A 16,064-nucleotide genomic window follows, 5' to 3' on the forward strand; every position below is an offset into this window, starting at 1 on the left:
ACCGTAACGTGTCCATGAACAACCGCCAGGTACGGGTCATCGACCCGATTCTCTCCAACGTCGCCCAGGGGTATCGCCACCCCGAGCGCGTCGGTTTCGCCCTGTTCCCCCGCGTGCCGGTCAAGCAACGCGGCGGGCAGATCATCGAGTTCGGCCGCGAAAGCTTCAAGCTCTACAAGACCCGCCGCGCCCCCGGCTCCAACACCAAGCGCGTGCAGTTCGGCTACGAGGGCAAGCCGTTCGCCCTGGTGCAGGACGCCCTGGAAGGTCAGGTGCCGTGGGAGCACATGCAGGACGCCAACCAGGTGCCCGGCATCGACCTGGGCACCCAGGCCACCAACGAGACTATGAACATCATGTCGCTCTCGCTGGAGGTCGAGCAGGCGAAGCTGGCCACCAACCCGGCCAGCTACAGCACCAACAACAAGGTGACCCTGTCGGGCACCGACCAGTGGACCAGCCCGGACAGCGACCCGGCAAAGCAGATCCGTGAGTACCGCGAGGCGGTGCGCTCGATCATCGGCATCCGGCCCAACACCCTGGAGATCCCGGCGGCCGGCTTCAACGCCCTGGCTGAGCACCCGAAGATCCTGGAGCGCTTCAAGTACACCTCTAGCGACTCCATCACCGTGGAGATGCTGGCCCGGCTGTTCAACCTGCGCCGCATCGTGGTGGGCGAGACCGTGTACATGGAGGAAGGCACGGACACCATGATCGACGCCTGGGGCAACGCCGCCGTGCTGGCCTACGTGCCCGAGCAGGTGAGTTCCCGCGCCGAGCCGTCGTTCGGCTACACCTACACGCTCGAAGGGCACCCCATCGTCGAGGAGCCCTACAACGAGCGCAACGCCAAGAGCTGGATCTATCCGGTGACCTACGAGCGCGCCCCGGTGCTCTCCGGGATCGAGTCGGGCTTCCTGATCCAGGACGTTGCCGCCGAGTAAGCCATGCACCGGCCCGCCACCCGGCGGGCCAACACCACGAGGTGAGCCATGAAGTATGCACTGCGCGAAGCGCTGCGGCGCGACGGCAAGACCCGCCGCCCGCCGGGCGGGGTGGAGCTGGACCCCAAGGAAGACGCCGCCGAGATCGCCCGGCTGACCCGCAAGGGCGTGATCGGCGGCCCGGTAGCCGAGGATGGCGAGGGCGACCCAGGGAGCGAAAAGCCCGAGGGCGGCCAGCAGGCCGACGCCAAGGAAGGCGCCAAGGATGGCGACCAGGCCGACGCCGCTCAGGACGCCGCCCAGGAAGGCGGCGAGACCGACACCGCCAAGGCTGACGACGCCACCCCCGAGCAGGACGGCGCAAGCGCTGCGACGGAAGCCGGGGCCGAGGCAGGCGGCGAGGCCGAGGCCAAGCCGACGGCGCGCAAGACCGCCAGCAAGACCAAGGCAAAGGAGTAACGGGCCATGTACGCCAGCGTAGCCGACATGGTGGCCCGGTTCGGTGAGACCGAGATCGTCGAGCTGACCGACCTGGAGCACACCGGCGAGATCGACACGGCCGTGGCCGAGCGTGCCCTGGAGGACGCCAGCGCCGAGATCGACGGCTACCTGGCGTCCCGCTACCGCCTGCCGGTCACCGACACGCCGCGCCTGCTGTCCACGCTGTGCACCGACATTGCCCGGTACCGGCTGCAAAAGGGCGTGAGCACCGAGCAGGCGCGCCAGCGCTACGAGGACGCGGTGGCCAGGCTGCGCGGCATCGCCAGGGGGGAGATCAACCTGCCCCTGGAGAGCCCGCCGCCGGCCAGCGCCGAGCCGGTGGCCGTGCGCGGCCGCCGCCGGGTGTTCGATGACGACACCATGCGGGGGTACTGATGATCGCCGACGCCGAAGACGCCATCGTCACTGCCTGCCGCCAGGTGCTGGGGCAGACCGTGGCCACCATCGAGACCCTGCCCGGCCCGTGGGATCAGGACGCCCTGGCGCTGGCCTTCCGCAAGATGCCCGGCGTGTGGGTGTACTTCGACGGCGGCCAGCCCGGCAAGGGCGCCAGGGGTGGGCGGATCGACGCCCGCTTCATGGTCTACGCGGTGACCAGCCACGCCAGCGGCGGCCGGGAGCGCCAGCGCGGCAACAGCCGCCAGATCGGCGCCTACGAGATCGTCGAGCGCCTGGTGCCGACCCTGTCGAACAAGCCTGCCGCCAAGCTGGGCACGCTGATGTTCGCCGGCCTGCGGGTGCTGGCCCCGGCCAGCGCCCAGCGCAAGGGCGTGGCGGTGTACGAGATGGCGTTCACGCTGGAGATGGCCTTCCCGGCGCCGCGCGATGCGGCCGACCTGGGCGACTTCGCCATCTACAGCGCGACACACCAGGTCGGCGACGGCCCCGATACCGAGAGCTACGCCGAGATCCCCACGGGTAACGAGGAGACATCACCGTGACCAAGCGTTTTATCAAGCCGGCCCGCGAGGGCCTGGTGGTGCGCCAGCCGCTCAACGGCCGCCCGCTACCCGCCGAGGGTGCCGAGGTGGACTGGAGCGGCTACTGGGCGCGCCGCATGGCGGACGGCTCGGTCGTCAAGGCCAAGCCGCCCCAGAAAACCAAGGCCAAGCCGACGGCGGTGGCCACTGATCAGAAGGAGGCCGACTGATGGCGATCAGCTCAACCGTGTTTGATGGTATCCCCGCCGCGCTGCGCGTGCCGGGCTGGTACATCGAGTTCAACAACCGCCTGGCGGGCAATGCCGTGTTCGCCGGCAAGGTGCTGGTGATTGGCCAGAAGCTCGACACCGGCAGCCGCGACGCCGGCAAGCTGCTGCGCTTCACCAACGACAGCCAGGGCGACGAGTGGTTCGGCCGCGGCTCGATGCTGGCCGAGATGATGCGCGCCATCAAGTCCGTGGACCAGTTCACCGAGACTTGGGCCGTGGCCCTGGACGACGCCGAGACCGGCGTGAAGGCCGAGGGCAGCATCACGATCAGCGACGGCCCCACCGAGACCCGCCCGCTGGCGCTGTACGTGGCCGGCTACCGGGTGTGGGTGGAGATGCAGGCCGGCGACGAGCCCCAGGCGGTGGCCGAGTCCATCGTGGCGGCCGTTAACGACAACGACCGCGTGCCGGTCACGGCGGCGGTGGACGACACCACGCCCAGCAAGGTGGTGTTGACCTGCCGCTGGGCCGGCGAGACCGGCAACGACATCGACCTGCGCGACAGCGTCAAGGGCGAGAACCGCCCGCGCGGCCTGCGCCTGGCCTACGGCGACTTCGAGGGCGGTGCGGTCAACCCGGAGCTGGACGCGGTGATCGCCGCTATGGGGGGTGAGTGGTTCAACTGGGTGTGCCTGCCCTACACCGACACCGTGAGCCTGGAGACCATGGAGGACGAGCTGTCCGACCGCTACGGGCCGATGCGCCAGATCGGCGGCCGCGCGTTCGCCGCCTTCCGGGGCAATCACAGCGACACCGCCACCAAGGGCAACAGCCGCAACTCGCCCCACGTCAGCATCATGGGCACCAACCGGGTGCCGTCGCCGACCTGGATCTGGGCGGCGACCAACACCATCGTGGCTGCCGGCTCCCTGGGCATCGACCCGGCCCGCCCGCTGCAGCGCCTGGCCCTGCCCGGCCTGATCGGCCCGGCCGAGGACGAGCGCTGGTCGGACGCCGAGCGCAACTTGCTGCTGTTCGACGGCATCGCCACCTACACCGTGGCCAGCGACGGCACCGTTCAGATCGAGCGGCAGATCACCACCTACCAGGAGAACGAGGCCGGCGTGGCCGACGACAGCTACCTGGACATCAACACGCCCGAGGTGCTGGAGCGCATCCGCTTCGAGCAGATCAGCCGCTTCGCCCAGAAGTACCCGCGCCACAAGTTGGCGGCCGACGAGGACCGGGACTTCTACGACCCCAGCCAGCCGATCATGACGCCCAAGGTGGCCAAGGCCGAGCTGCTGGACCTGTACCGCACCACCTTCATGGGTGAGCGCGGCTGGGTGCGCGACTACGCCGGCTACAGCGAGAGCCTGGCGGCCAACATCGACCCGGACGACCCCAACCGCCTGAACGTGATCGACCAGCCGATGCTGATCGGCCAGTACCGCGTCCATGCCCAGCAGACCCAGTTCCGCCGCTGATAAGCGGCGGGTAACCGGCCTTTAAAAGGAGGGTAACCACCCATGAGCGCACGAATCACCGGGATAGCCACCATCCGCGTGGATGGCCAGGAGATCCCCACCGAGCGTGGCGCCACGCTCAACCCTGGCGGCGTCAACCGCAACACCAAGATGGCCGGCCGCCGCGTCTACTACAACGAGGAGCCGGTGGCGCCGACGCTGCAGGCGACCGTGCTGCACACCGAGGAGCTGGACCTGATCGACGTGGGCAGCATCCGCAACGCCACGGTGCTGTTCGAGTGCGACAACGGTCAGGACTACATGCTGACCGGGGCATTCGTCACCGAAACCACCGAGCTGAACAGCGGCGAAGGCACCTTCCGCCTGAACATGGCCGCCCGTACCTGCGAGAGGATCTAAGCGATGGAAGAGCAAGACAACCTGGACGCCCTGCGCGATCAGATCGACGGCATCGAGCTGACCGACGAGGAGCAAGCCCGCCTCGAGGACCAGGGCGACGCCCTGGTCGTCACCCTGTCGGAGCCGCTGACCTTCAAGGCCAGCAAGCTCGACGGCGAGCGCACCGTGGAGACGCTGACCCTGCCCAAGCGGGTCAAGGGCAAGCACCTGAAAAAGATGGACCAGGTGAACGGCGAGATCGGTAAGGGTCTGGCCCTGGTGGCCGCCCTGGCCGGCTTGCCGATTCACGCCATGGACGAGCTGGACGCCCGCGACATGGATCTGTGCCTGGTGGCGGTGGAGCCTTTTTTGCCCAAGCGCCGCAAGACTGGGCGGCGCTGATCCGCACGGTGGCGGTGGCCTTCACCGGCTTCAGCCCGGTGGAGCTGCTGGAGATGGATCTGGACGACCTGGTGTGGTGGTACCACCAGGCGGAGCAACTGGCCGAGGAGATCAAGCGGCATGAGTAGGATGGTGACTAGCGTCGTCCTGGAGCTTGTGGACCGGGTGACGCGCCCGGTTCGCAACGTCCAGCAAGCGCTGTCCGGCCTGTCTCGCCGGGCCGGGCTCGACCGCCTGGCCAGCCAGGCCCGCGCCGTGCGCGCCGCTACCGGCGATATGGTCGGCCAGTTCCGCACCCTGACCCGGCGCCTGGCCATGATAGGGGGTGCCACCGCCGGCGCCGTGTGGGGCATGCGACGACTGGTGGGCGGGTTCACCGAGCCCGCCGACGCCGCTATCAAGCTCTCCCGCCGCCTGTCCATGACCCACGAACAGGTGCAGCTCCTCATGGGTGCCGCCGGTCGCATGAGCGACATGGGCGACAGCCAGATGGCGAGCAACCTGGAGAGCTTTTCCAACCGCCTGGCCCAGGCCGCTGCCGGCATGGGCGAGCCGGCCAAGGCCATGCAGTGGGCCGGCATCGCCCTGCGCGACAGCGAGGGCAATATGCGCAGCTCCATGGACATCATGGGCGACATTGCCGACGTGATGGCCGGTATCGACAGCGAGGAGATGCAGACCCGCTTCGCCCGCGCCATGTTCGGCCGGGGTGGCGTGGGCATGATCAATGTGCTGCAGGAAGGCCGCGAGGGCCTGGAGCGCGAGATGGACGCGTGGCGCCGTACCGGCCAGCTCGTGGATGAAGACGACGCCGAGCAGGCCGAGCGCTACAACGACAACCTGGGCGAGCTGGACGGCACCATCCGAGGGCTGCGCAACGCCGTGGTGATCGGCCTGCTGCCGGCGCTCAACGAATGGCTGGAGACCCTGAATCCGCTGATCCAGGGCAACCGCGAGATGATCACCGGCGAGATCCTGCGCCGCGTCAGCGAGCTATGGAGTGGCATCCAGATGGTGGCCGGTGCGGTGACCTGGGCGGCGGATGCCGTGGGCGGGTTCGGCAACCTGCTGGCCGGCCTGGCCGTCTTCATGGCCGCTAAGTTCATCGTCTCGGTGGGTGCTGCGATCCTGGCCATCGGCAAGTTTTCGTGGGTGTTGATGACGACGCCCATTGGCTGGTTCCTAGGCGCCGTGGCCCTGCTGGCCGGAGCGGCCTACCTGATCTATCGAAACTGGGACGGCATCGTCGAGTGGTTCGGGGATCTGTGGCAGGGCATCAAGGCGTGGTTCTCGCAAGGGATCGGCGGCATCACCCGCGACCTGCTGGCCTGGAGCCCTGCCGGCATCCTGCTGCGCATCATCGACGAGGTGTTCCAGCTATTCGGCATGCGCCCGCTGTCGGAGGTGGGCGCCGAGTGGATCGCCACCCTGGTGGAGGGTGTGGCGGGCGGATGGGAGTCGCTGACCGGGTGGGTGTCCGGGCGTATCGACGCCCTGGGCGAGATCTTCGCCGACTTCTCCCTGGCCGAAATTGGTAGCGCCTGGATCGACAGTCTGCGCGCCGGCATCGCCGCCCAGTGGGAGGGGCTGACCGGCTGGCTGTCCGCCAAGCTCGACTCGCTGACCGGCTGGCTGCCGGCTTGGGCCAGGGAGGGGCTGGGCATTCAAGGGGCGCCGGAGTCCGGCCCGGAGGTCGCCCTGGGCGCCCCGGTTGCGCAGCAGGGCGTGCGCGAGATGGGGTTTAGAGAGGGTCGCACCGAGGTGGGCGGCGAGCTGCATATCAGGATTGATTCGGAGGGGCGGCCCCGCGTGCAGGAGGTGCGTCGTCGCGGGGCCATGGACTTCGATGTGGATTCGGGGGTGCTGGGCGTATGGCCTTAATTGATCGGCTCGATGCTGCTGAACACCACGATGAATTCGGGCTGCGTAACGGAGCCGTGCTCGGTGACGCTCGCTTCGTCCACGATCCGGCCGGAGAAGCGCACGGGGGTGTCCAGGGGCAGATCCATAAGGGCATCGTAAATCGGGGAGTCCTGGGGTATCAGGCTGCCGGCCTGGATGTCGGAAAGCGCATTGTTCCAAGTCTTGAAGCTGACCATGTCGCCGGTCCAGATCTGCACGTAAGCCTTTCCTTCCCGGTTTGTGCCCATGTGGTCCAGCACGCCAACCCAGTCAGTGACGTGCCCCTGGTCGGTGTACTGGCGGGATTCGTCGCGCCGCTGCCTGTCGATCCGAGAAAGCCGAAGGTCGTTGGCGCCCTGGCGCAATGCTTCTTCGTAATCAGCGGCGGCTTGCTCCATGACGCGGATAAAGCCGGCCTGGCCTTCCGGCATGTGTTCCGCCGCGAGCGTGTCGGCCCGGTCGATGCCCCAGTCGAGGTCCGCTTCTGTTTGCGTCGGTTCGGGCTCGGTGGTCGCGATGGTTGCGGGTTCCGGCTCTGGCGCTTCCTGTGTCGCCTGTTCCGTTGTGTCGGCTTCCGCTGTGGCAGCTTCCTGGGGCTCCGAGGTGACGCCGAAGGCGACAAAGCTGGCCACCAGGACGGCGCAGTAAAGGCCAATGGCTGGCAATCGTTTGGGCGTAGCCGCCCAGGGCATGACCCAGCGGGGTTTGATGGCGCCGACCACGATAGCCGGCAGGGAGAGCAGTACGAGGATAAGGAAGATGTCGTTCATTTTTCTTGCCTTTTTCAGTCCATGCGTGACCACGGGAGCTTAGCACATGAGCTGGCATGAACGCCTCGATCCCGAGCTGCGCGGCAGCTTCCGGGGGGTCGAGTTCCACGTCGAGCGCTACGACACCCAGGGCGGGCGGCGCTGGCTGGTGCACGAGTACCCGCGCCGCGACCGGCCCTACGCCGAGGACATGGGGCGCAAGGCGCGCGAGTGGCGCCTGCAGTTCTTCGTCGCCGGTGACGACTACGACCTACAGCGCGACGCCCTGATTGAGGCGATAGACGCGGAGGAGCCCGGCGAGCTGGTGCACCCCTACCTGGGCACCTTTAGCGTGGTGGCCACCGAGCCGCGCTGGAGCGAGAGCACCCGCGAGGGTGGCGTGTGCACCTTCGAGGTGACGTTCGTCGAGAGCGGCGCCGAGACCTTCCCCACCCGAGCGGTGGACACCCAGCGCCAGCTTGCCCAGGCGGCCGACGCCTTCGAGGCCGCCCTGTCCGAGGACTTCGCCAGCCAGTGGAGCGTGGAGGGTCTGCTGGGCTGGTCGCTGTTGTCGGTCGAGCGCGACCTGCTGGCCATCCTGCGCGACCTGGAGGAGGTGGTGGGCGGCATTGCCGGCGAGGTCGCCGGGGCCATCCGCTTCCCGGTCAACATCGCCGGCATCGTGCTTGGCGGCTACAACCGCCTGCGCAACGCCGTGCTGGAGCCGGTGCGGGCGCTGGATCTGTTCAGCGGCAACAGCGTGCTGGGCAGTGGCGACGCGGGCGGTGGCCGGGTGCGGCTCTCGCCCGGCACCCCGGTGCGGGCCGCGCGCCTGCTGCGCGACACCGGCACCAGTGGCGACAGCGTGACGCCGCCGATCGCCGACACCCCGGAGCGCCGCCAACGGGCGCGCAACACCGTGGCCGCCAACCAGCTCAATGGCCGTGCGGCCGCCGTGGAGGCCTCACGCCTGGTCGCCGAGACCGACTGGGTGAGCCGGGGCGATGCCGAGGCCGCCGGCCAGGACACCCTGGCGCTGATCGATGCGCAGATGGGCGGCGACGAGCCGATCAGCGACGCCGTGTACGGCGCCCTGGTCACCCTGCGCGCGGCGGTGGCCGAGGATCTGCGCGCCCGCGCCACCGCCCTGCCGGGCATGACTACCTACACGCCGCAGCGCACGCTGCCGGCCCTGGTGGTGGCTCACCGCCTGTACGGCGACGCCCGCCGCGCCGACGAGATCGCCGTGCGCAACGGCGTGCCCCATCCCGGCGCCCTGCGCGGCGGTATCGCCCTGGAGGTGCTGAGTGAGTAAGCGCGACCCGACTGACCGCAGCCCGGTAGTCCTACAGATCGGCAGCGAGCGCCACGAGGGCTGGCAGGAGGTGCGCATCCGCCTGTCGCTGGAACAGATCGCCGACAGCTTCGAGCTGGTGCTGACCGAGCGCTGGCGCGACAGCGGCGAGCGCCGCCCGGTGGTGCCGGGCGAGGCCTGCACCGTTGCGGTGGGCGACGAGCTGGTGCTGACCGGCTACCTGGACGAGGTGCTGCCCGACTATGACGCCGAGAGCCACACCATCGTGGCGCGCGGGCGCAGCAAGGCCGGAGACTTGGTCGACTGCAGCGACACCGATACCCGCTTCGACGGCCGCACCCTGGTGCAGATCGCCAGGGCGCTGGCCGAGCCCTACGGCATCGAGGTGGTCGACGAGGTGGGCGCCACGCGGGCCTTTCGTGCCTACGCCCTGGAGGATGGCCAGCCGATCGCCGAGGCGCTGGAGCGTGCCGCCCAGATCCGGGGTGCGCGCATGGTCAGCGATGCCGAGGGGCGCCTGGTGATCGTGCATGCGGTGCAGCGCGAGGTGACGCCGGCCCTGGTGCTGGGCGGCAACATCCGCCGAGGGTCGGGCCAGTTCAGCGACCGCGACCGCTTCCATACCTACCTGGTCGAGGGGCAGACGCCGGGCACCGACGAGTGGAGCGGCGAGCAGGCCGCCACCCCGCGCGGCCGGGCGACCGACCCGCGCGTACGCAAGCCGCGCACCACCCTGCTGGTGTGCGACACCCCGGCGGACGGCGCCGACTGCCGCGACCGGGCCGAGCTGGAGGCCCGCATGCGCTGGGCCAGGGGTCGGGGCGTGACCTACACCGTGGGCACCTGGCGCAGCGATGCCGGCGTGTGGCGCCCCGGCGACCTGGTGCATGTGCGCGACGAGTACCTGGGGCTGGACGAGGCGCTGCTGATCAGCGACGTGCAGCTGGTCGAGGGCAATGACGAGGGCCGCTTCGCCGAGCTGCGCGTGGCACCGCCGGAGGCCTTCGAGCCAGTGCCAGTGCCCGAGCCGCAACCGGCCAGCAGCGGCGACGATTGGGGGTTCTGATGGCTGATCAAGCAAGGGTGTTTCAGCGTGTGATGGGGCCGGTGTGGCGCCGCCTGCGCCTGCTGGTGAGCCGGGGCGTGCTCAGGCTGGTCGACGACTCGCTCAAGCTGCAGCGCGTGCAGGTGGCCCTGCTGGGCGGCGAGCCCGCGTGGGCCGAGCGCTTCCAGGAGTACGGCTTTACCTGCCATCCGCACCCCGGCGCCGAGGCGGTAGTGGCGTCGGTGGGCGGCGCCCGTGCGCACCTGGTGGCGCTGTCGGTGGACGACCGCCGCTACCGGCTGAAGGGTCTGGCCCAGGGCGAGGTGGCGCTGTACGACGACCTGGGCAACGTGGTGGTGCTGGGGCGCGAGTCGATCCGCGTGGAGGCGGTGCAGCACCTGGAGGCGACCGCGCCCACCTGCCATATCACGGCCACCACCACCCACGACGGCAATGTGACCATCAACGGCAACCTGATGGTGGACGGCGACATCAACGCCACCGGCGACGTGTCCGACGGCGTGGGCTCGGTTCAGGGCGTGCGCGATACCTACAACGGCCACAACCACCGCGGCGACAGCGGCGGCACCACCGGCACGCCTAACCAGGAGATGGGCTGATGGACTTCGCAATGCGCTACGACGCCGAGGCCAAGCGCTTCGACCTGGCTGTCGAGGGCGGCGACCTGGCCGCCGACGAGGGCCTGACCACGGCGGTGATCTTGTCGCTGTTCACCGACCGCCGCGCGCTGCCCGCCGACCGCCTGCCGGACGGCACTGGCGACCGCCGGGGCTGGTGGGCCGACGCCTACCTGGATCGGCCGATGGGGTCGCGGCTGTGGCTGCTGCATCGGGAGAAGGAACAAGAGGCGGTGCTGCGCCGCGCCCATGAGTACGCCGAGGAGGCGCTGGCCTGGCTGGTGGAAGACGGCGTGGCCGAGGCCGTGGAGGTCGAGGCGTGGCACATGCGGCGCGACACCCTGGGGCTGCGGGTGGTGATCCGCCGGGGCGATGCCGGCGTGCTGGAGCGGCAATTCGATTACGTGTGGCGAAACGCTGCATAACGGAGGGTTAGATGGCGTTTAGACGGCCGACATTGCCGGAGCTGATCCGGCGCACCGACCAGGATCTGCTGTCACGGCTGCCGGGCACCCGCGCGGCGCTGGAGGTGCGCCTGACCCGCGCGCTGGCGACCAGCGAGGCGGGCCTGGTGCACGGGCTCTACGGCTACCTGCAGTGGCTGGAAAAGCAGCTTTTCCCGGAGACCTGCGACGACGAGAACCTGCACCTGCACAGCGCGGGCGTGCCGCGCCGTCAGTCGGCGAAGGCCACCGGCCGGGTGGCCTTCGAGGGCAGCGACGGCTCGGTGATCGTCGCCGGCACGTTGCTACAGGTGGACGACCAGGAGTACGAGACGCTGGCCGAGGCGGTGATCGAGGGCGGCGCGGCCACTGCCGAGGTCGAGGCCCGCGAGGCCGGCCAGGCGGGCGACCAGCTCGCCGGCGCGGAGCTGTCGCTGGTGTCGCCGGTGCCTGGCGTGTCCAGCACCGCCACGGTGGACGAGGACGGCATCCTGGGTGGCGCCGACCAGGAGACCCACGCGAGCTGGCGCGACCGCATCCTGCTGCGACGTTCCCGCGTGCCGCGCGGTGGTGCCGAGGGTGACTGGGAGGGCTGGGCGCTGGACGTGCCGGGCGTGACCCGCGCCTGGGAAGACCCGCTGGGCATGGGGCCGGGCTCGGTGGTGATCCGCATCATGGCCGACGACGCCACCGACGGGCCACTGCCGTCCGAGCAGCTTCTGCAGGCGGTCCACGACTACATCGAGGAGCGCAAGAACGTGCAGGCCCAGGTGTACGTGGTGGCACCCGAGACCCAGGCGTTCGAGCCCGAGCTGTTTGTGATCCCCGACACCGAGGAGGTGCGCGGCGCCGCCGTCCAGGCGCTGAAGGATCTGGTGGAGCGCGAGGGCGAGCCCGGCGGCACCCTGCTGATCAGCCGCATCCGTAGCGCGATCAGTCTGGCGCCTGGCGTGCAGGACTACGACCTGCAGTGGCCCACCGCCAACGTCACCCACGCCACCGGCGTGCTGCCAACCTGGGGAGGTGTGACATGGGTGGAGGGCTGACGGCGGACGACTATCGCGGCCTGCTGTTCGCCTTGCTGCCGCCGGGCATGGCCTGGCCGGCCGAGCCCGACAGCACGCTGCAGCGGCTGTTGGCGGGCATGGCCCGCGAGCCGGGCCGGATCGACCGCCGGGGGCGCGAGCTGCTGGCCGAGGCCGACCCGCGCCAGGCCAACGAGCTATTCCCCGAGTGGGAGGGCAGCTACGGGCTGCCCAGTCGCTGCGCCCCGGCCGAGCAGTCCATGGCCGACCGCCGCGTGGCGCTGATCGGCCGCATCGTCGGCCGTGGCGGCATGCGTCACGAGGACTACATCGACCTGGCCGAGGGGCTGGGGTACGAGGGTGTCGAGATCATCGAGCAGCGCGAGGCCACCATGGAGCTGGCCGGCGGCGTGGGGCCGCGCGGGGCCGAGATCGGCGACCCGATGAACGGCGAGGACTGGCTGTGGGCCTGGGATGTGCTGATGCCGTCCGGCGTGGTGCGCGAGGCGGTGGTCGGGGAGTCGGAGATCGGCGACCCGTTGCGGAGCTGGGGCGACGACCTGGTCGAGTGCGCGCTGCATGAGGCGGCGCCGTCCTGGCTGATTCTGAATGTTGGGTACCTGGAGGGGTAGCGATGGAAAAGGTAGGCGCCTTCACCGAGCGGACCACGTCCGACGGCGAGTGGAGGAACGGCGATCCGGCCAGCAACGTCCGAGCGACGCCCATGCTGGCCGCTTATTTCAACATGCTGCAGCGCGAGCTGCTGGCGATCCTGGAGGACGCCGGCATCGAGCCGAACATCGAGGACGAGGCCCAGGTGGCGGCGGCGATGAACGCCATCGCCGAGCGCCGGGCCGTGGGTTCGGTGTCGGGTGTTGCAGCCGTAACCGTGATCGAGGAGTAAGCATGAGAGGCATTCCCCGCAATGCACTGAAGACCCGCGCGGACTTCGAGATGCTGCACGACGCCGCGCTACGCGACGAGCTGCGCCCGCACGAGGTGGCCGAGCTGCGCCGCCACTGGCAGGCGTTGCTGGATGGGCGCTTCGCCTACGAGGTGGACCGCGTCCTGGGCGAGGACGAGGTGCCGGACGGCGACGAGCCCGAATACCGGGTAATGGCCGACGAGGATGAGGACACCGGCGAGGTGGTCCGCACCCAATACAAGCTGGTCGAGTCCGAGTGCTCCCGCATGCACCGGATGGGCTTTGCGGCGCTTGATGTCGAGATGGCGCTGTCGGAACTGGAGGGTAAGTAAGCATGGCAGAGAAAACCTACGCAATCCCGGCCCAGGGCGCCGGCCACTTCAAGTTGCTGGGCCAGATCCGGGCGGTGGGCGACATGCGCCTGGATATTCCCGAGGGCATCCTGAACATCGGCGGAAACGGCAAGGGCTACGTTCTGGAGTCGCGCACCGATTGGAACCCCACCGACGCCGCCAACCAGGATGGCAGCCTGGACGGCTTGGCGCTGGGCGATGACGTGTATCTCTATGCCGTGCAGAATGACGACGGCCGCGCCGGCCTGGTGGCCAGTCAGAACATCACGGTGCCGGGCGGTTACACGGCCGATAACTCCCGGCGGATCGGTGGCTTTCACTATGGCCGCTGGCGTCCGATGTCGGAGCGCTACAACGCCAGCTTCAACCCGCCCACCATTATCGTGCCGACCAGCGTCTGGGATCTGGGTCATCGCCCCAAATGCGACCCGACCGGCATGGTGGAAGTGATCCCCGGCCGCCTGTGGGCTGACATCTATATGGCGTCCGAGGATGGCGGCGCCTGGCCCGAGACCATTCCGCTGTCGCGCCATAACGCCACGCCGCTGTCCGGTACCGAGGGCTATTCGCGCTACCTGGATCTGCCGCGCCTGGCGGCTAATGCTGGTAAGCGTCTGCCGACCGTCGCCGAGTTCTTCGTCTACGCCGATGGCGCCCCCCAGGGCAATGACGGCAACAACGACACCGCCTGGTCGGCCACCAGCAATAGCGGGCGTACCCAGACCGGCGCCGTGGCCAAGGCGGTGAGCTGTACCGGCGTGGTGGACGCTGCCGGCAACCTGTGGGAGCCGATGCTGGATCACTATGACGTGGGCGGCATGTCTAGCGCGGATTACAACTGGAGCCGGTCCATCGTGGAAAACGGCAAAGATGCCGGCCAGAACCGGGGCGAGATCTACCACGCGCGGTGGCGCGTGTGGATAGCCGGGGGCAGTTTCGGCATCGGCGTGCAGTGTGGCTCCCGTTGCGTGAACTCGCACAGCAACCCGGAGAGCGTGGCTGCGGCTGTGGGCCTGCGCTGCGTCTGTGACTCCCTGTGAGCCTGGACCCTGATCAGGCCCCGCGACAGCGGGGCCTGGTTTTACTCAGCAAGGCCGAGAAGCTAATCGCCGACCTTGGGCCGGCTATCGACAAGATTCCCAGGCATCAACGCTACCGCTACGCCGCCAGGCTGGAGGATGCGCTGTGGGAGCTGGTAAGCCGCCTCATCGAGGCGGCGGCCAGCGGCCAGAAAAGCAAGGTGTATCGAGCGGACGAGCAGATCCGCTTTATTCATGCCCTGCTGCGGCATGGCGCCGAGCGCAAGCTGCTAGCGCCGGCCAGGGTCGGCGAGGCCGCCCAGCAGCTCAAGGAGATAGGCGCCATGGTTGGCGCCTGGCGGGCGAGGTTGAAGGCGTAACCCTTCAAGGGGGCGGCACGGGTTTCGACGCGCGCTGGCGCATGTGGATAGCCGGGGGCAGATTCGACAACGGCGTGCAGTGTGGCTCCCGTTGCGTGAACTCGCACAGCAACCCGGAGAACGTGGCTGCGGCTGTGGGCCTGCGCTGCGTCTGTGACCACCACCGATTGCAGAGAGGGCGGCGACGGCGTCGTCGCCACCTAGCATCCCCATCATAGGGGGTCAGCCGTGCCATCCCGGACCTGGCGAAGCCGGGCCGAATACGACAGGCCGGGCGGCGTGAGTAGCGAGAGTGAAAGCCCCGTCCGGCCGCTTTTTTTTGGAGCAATGGAGTAACGATGGGAACCAAGCATAAGCGCCTGATCGAGGGCGTGATCGACTGGGACAATCTGCAGCTCGCACACCGCCTGGCACGGCGCGGCAAGCGCGACCGCTTCGAGGTGGGCTTGTTTGAGGCCAATCTGTGGGAGGAGCTGGGCGCCTTGCAGATGGAAATGCTATGGGGCACCTACCAGCCTGGCCGGTACCGGGCCTTCCTTGTGTATGAGCCCAAGCAGCGCGAGATTCTGGCAGCGCCCTACCGCGACCGCGTGGCCCAGCACGCCATATGCAGTCTGTGCGGCCCGATCTGGGACCGGTCGATGATCTACGACAACTATGCCTGTCGGCCCGGCAAGGGCACCCATGCCGGCGCCGCCCGCGTCGAGCGCTGGTTGCGCGGCATGGCTGCCAGTGGGCCGGTGTGGACGCTCAAGATGGATGTTTCCAAGTACTTCGCCAGCATCCCGCACTGGTTGGCCAAGGAGGTGATCCGCGAGAAGATCGCCTGCCCGGCCACCTTGCTGCTGCTGGATCGCATCATCGACAGCACTGCCGATCCGCGCGACCCGAACCCGGTAGGCATCCCCGTGGGCAACCTGACCAGCCAGTGGATCGCCAACCTGGTGGGCAACCGGTTGGATCAGTGGGCCAAGCGCGAGCTGCGCCTGGCGCGCTATGCTCGCTACATGGACGACATGGTGGTGCTGGTTCGCACGAAGGACGAGGCCCTGGCCATTCGCGAGGAGTTCGACGCTAAGCTGCTGACCATGGGCCTGCGCTTCAGCAAGACCAGCGTGCTGCCGGCCAGTCGGGGCGTGAACTTCCTGGGCTACCGGATCTGGCCTCACAAGCGGCTTCTGCGTAAGGACTCGGTGCGGCGCATCAAGCGCAACCTGCGCCACATGCAGTGGGAGTACGCCAGGGGCCTGATCGGGGTGGAGAAGGTGCGCCAGCGGATCGGTTCCTGGGTGGCCCATGCGGACCACGCCAGTGCCGAAAACCTCAAGCGCCAGGTGCTCGGCGGGGTGGTGTTTAAACGAGGTTCAAGGGGCGATTAAGCGCCCCTTTAGCTATGTCCCAAGGCGGG

Annotated in this window: 21 protein-coding genes; 20 read left to right on the forward strand and 1 reads right to left on the reverse strand. The window is 68.8% G+C overall.

The genetic code is table 11. The features are described 5' to 3' along the window. Nucleotides 1-14 precede the first annotated feature (14 nt). The 9 genes from ACT7B3_RS07235 (at nt 15) to ACT7B3_RS07275 (ending at nt 6,743) form a co-directional block, all read left to right on the forward strand. Nucleotides 15-944 carry a major capsid protein gene (locus ACT7B3_RS07235; protein WP_445158855.1) on the forward strand — a complete coding sequence of 310 codons (930 nt, stop codon included), beginning with the start codon at nt 15-17 and terminating at the stop codon, nt 942-944. A gap of 48 nt (nt 945-992) precedes the next feature. Then, nucleotides 993-1,403 carry a hypothetical protein gene (locus ACT7B3_RS07240; protein WP_445157402.1) on the forward strand — a complete coding sequence of 137 codons (411 nt, stop codon included), beginning with the start codon at nt 993-995 and terminating at the stop codon, nt 1,401-1,403. Between the two features lie 6 nt (nt 1,404-1,409). Beyond that, complete coding sequence (locus ACT7B3_RS07245; RefSeq protein ID WP_445157403.1) at nt 1,410-1,820, forward strand: gp436 family protein; 411 nt, start codon at nt 1,410-1,412, stop codon at nt 1,818-1,820. Further along, on the forward strand, nt 1,820-2,386 hold the full coding sequence (locus tag ACT7B3_RS07250) for a DUF1834 family protein (RefSeq protein ID WP_445157404.1): 567 nt from the start codon (nt 1,820-1,822) through the stop codon (nt 2,384-2,386). Before ACT7B3_RS07245 ends, ACT7B3_RS07250 begins: the two co-directional genes overlap by 1 nt. After that, on the forward strand, nt 2,383-2,595 hold the full coding sequence (locus ACT7B3_RS07255; protein ID WP_445157405.1) for a DUF2635 domain-containing protein: 213 nt from the start codon (nt 2,383-2,385) through the stop codon (nt 2,593-2,595). Before ACT7B3_RS07250 ends, ACT7B3_RS07255 begins: the two co-directional genes overlap by 4 nt. Beyond that, a complete protein-coding gene (locus tag ACT7B3_RS07260) occupies nt 2,595-4,082 on the forward strand; it encodes a phage tail sheath subtilisin-like domain-containing protein (protein ID WP_445157406.1) in 1,488 nt (495 codons plus the stop codon). The genes ACT7B3_RS07255 and ACT7B3_RS07260 overlap by 1 nt, the downstream gene beginning before the upstream one ends. Nucleotides 4,083-4,124: 42 nt before the next feature. Beyond that, entirely contained in the window at nt 4,125-4,481 is a 357-nt protein-coding gene (locus tag ACT7B3_RS07265; RefSeq protein WP_445157407.1) for a phage tail tube protein, read from the forward strand. A 3-nt stretch (nt 4,482-4,484) separates the two neighbouring features. Continuing rightward, complete coding sequence (locus ACT7B3_RS07270) at nt 4,485-4,862, forward strand: phage tail assembly protein (RefSeq protein WP_445157408.1); 378 nt, start codon at nt 4,485-4,487, stop codon at nt 4,860-4,862. Between the two features lie 120 nt (nt 4,863-4,982). After that, entirely contained in the window at nt 4,983-6,743 is a 1,761-nt protein-coding gene (locus ACT7B3_RS07275) for a phage tail tape measure protein (RefSeq protein ID WP_445157409.1), read from the forward strand. On the opposite strand, the gene ACT7B3_RS07280 is transcribed toward ACT7B3_RS07275, so the two are convergent. Next, nucleotides 6,740-7,534 carry a hypothetical protein gene (locus ACT7B3_RS07280; protein WP_445157410.1) on the reverse strand — a complete coding sequence of 265 codons (795 nt, stop codon included), beginning with the start codon at nt 7,532-7,534 and terminating at the stop codon, nt 6,740-6,742. The two genes, ACT7B3_RS07275 and ACT7B3_RS07280, sit on opposite strands and share 4 nt — an antisense overlap. Nucleotides 7,535-7,580: 46 nt before the next feature. Here ACT7B3_RS07280 and ACT7B3_RS07285 point away from each other — a divergent pair, with 46 nt between their 5' ends. The 11 genes from ACT7B3_RS07285 to ACT7B3_RS07335 all read left to right on the forward strand — a co-directional run bounded on the left by ACT7B3_RS07285 (nt 7,581) and on the right by ACT7B3_RS07335 (nt 16,035). Further along, a complete protein-coding gene (locus ACT7B3_RS07285; protein ID WP_445157411.1) occupies nt 7,581-8,828 on the forward strand; it encodes a DNA circularization protein in 1,248 nt (415 codons plus the stop codon). Next, on the forward strand, nt 8,821-9,894 hold the full coding sequence (locus ACT7B3_RS07290) for a phage baseplate assembly protein (protein ID WP_445157412.1): 1,074 nt from the start codon (nt 8,821-8,823) through the stop codon (nt 9,892-9,894). Before ACT7B3_RS07285 ends, ACT7B3_RS07290 begins: the two co-directional genes overlap by 8 nt. Continuing rightward, a complete protein-coding gene (locus ACT7B3_RS07295) occupies nt 9,894-10,493 on the forward strand; it encodes a phage baseplate assembly protein V (RefSeq protein ID WP_445157413.1) in 600 nt (199 codons plus the stop codon). Before ACT7B3_RS07290 ends, ACT7B3_RS07295 begins: the two co-directional genes overlap by 1 nt. Then, nucleotides 10,493-10,936 carry a phage GP46 family protein gene (locus ACT7B3_RS07300; protein ID WP_445157414.1) on the forward strand — a complete coding sequence of 148 codons (444 nt, stop codon included), beginning with the start codon at nt 10,493-10,495 and terminating at the stop codon, nt 10,934-10,936. Before ACT7B3_RS07295 ends, ACT7B3_RS07300 begins: the two co-directional genes overlap by 1 nt. Before the next feature lie 11 nt (nt 10,937-10,947). After that, the gene (locus tag ACT7B3_RS07305; protein WP_445157415.1) at nt 10,948-12,000 is read left to right on the forward strand and encodes a baseplate J/gp47 family protein; all 1,053 of its coding nucleotides are present in this window, start codon (nt 10,948-10,950) and stop codon (nt 11,998-12,000) included. Further along, nucleotides 11,985-12,611 carry a YmfQ family protein gene (locus ACT7B3_RS07310; RefSeq protein WP_445157416.1) on the forward strand — a complete coding sequence of 209 codons (627 nt, stop codon included), beginning with the start codon at nt 11,985-11,987 and terminating at the stop codon, nt 12,609-12,611. Before ACT7B3_RS07305 ends, ACT7B3_RS07310 begins: the two co-directional genes overlap by 16 nt. Before the next feature lie 2 nt (nt 12,612-12,613). After that, nucleotides 12,614-12,883: a hypothetical protein gene (locus ACT7B3_RS07315; protein ID WP_445157417.1), complete on the forward strand. Its 270-nt coding sequence runs from the start codon at nt 12,614-12,616 to the stop codon at nt 12,881-12,883. A gap of 2 nt (nt 12,884-12,885) precedes the next feature. Next, the gene (locus ACT7B3_RS07320; protein WP_445157418.1) at nt 12,886-13,236 is read left to right on the forward strand and encodes a hypothetical protein; all 351 of its coding nucleotides are present in this window, start codon (nt 12,886-12,888) and stop codon (nt 13,234-13,236) included. A gap of 2 nt (nt 13,237-13,238) precedes the next feature. Further along, nucleotides 13,239-14,297: a phage major tropism determinant gene (locus tag ACT7B3_RS07325; protein ID WP_445157419.1), complete on the forward strand. Its 1,059-nt coding sequence runs from the start codon at nt 13,239-13,241 to the stop codon at nt 14,295-14,297. Then, nucleotides 14,294-14,656 carry a diversity-generating retroelement protein Avd gene (gene avd / locus ACT7B3_RS07330; protein ID WP_445157420.1) on the forward strand — a complete coding sequence of 121 codons (363 nt, stop codon included), beginning with the start codon at nt 14,294-14,296 and terminating at the stop codon, nt 14,654-14,656. The genes ACT7B3_RS07325 and avd overlap by 4 nt, the downstream gene beginning before the upstream one ends. Nucleotides 14,657-14,994: 338 nt before the next feature. Further along, entirely contained in the window at nt 14,995-16,035 is a 1,041-nt protein-coding gene (locus tag ACT7B3_RS07335; RefSeq protein WP_445157421.1) for a reverse transcriptase domain-containing protein, read from the forward strand. Nucleotides 16,036-16,064 lie beyond the last annotated feature (29 nt).

The sequence above is a fragment of the Halomonas sp. E14 genome, from assembly GCF_052568415.1.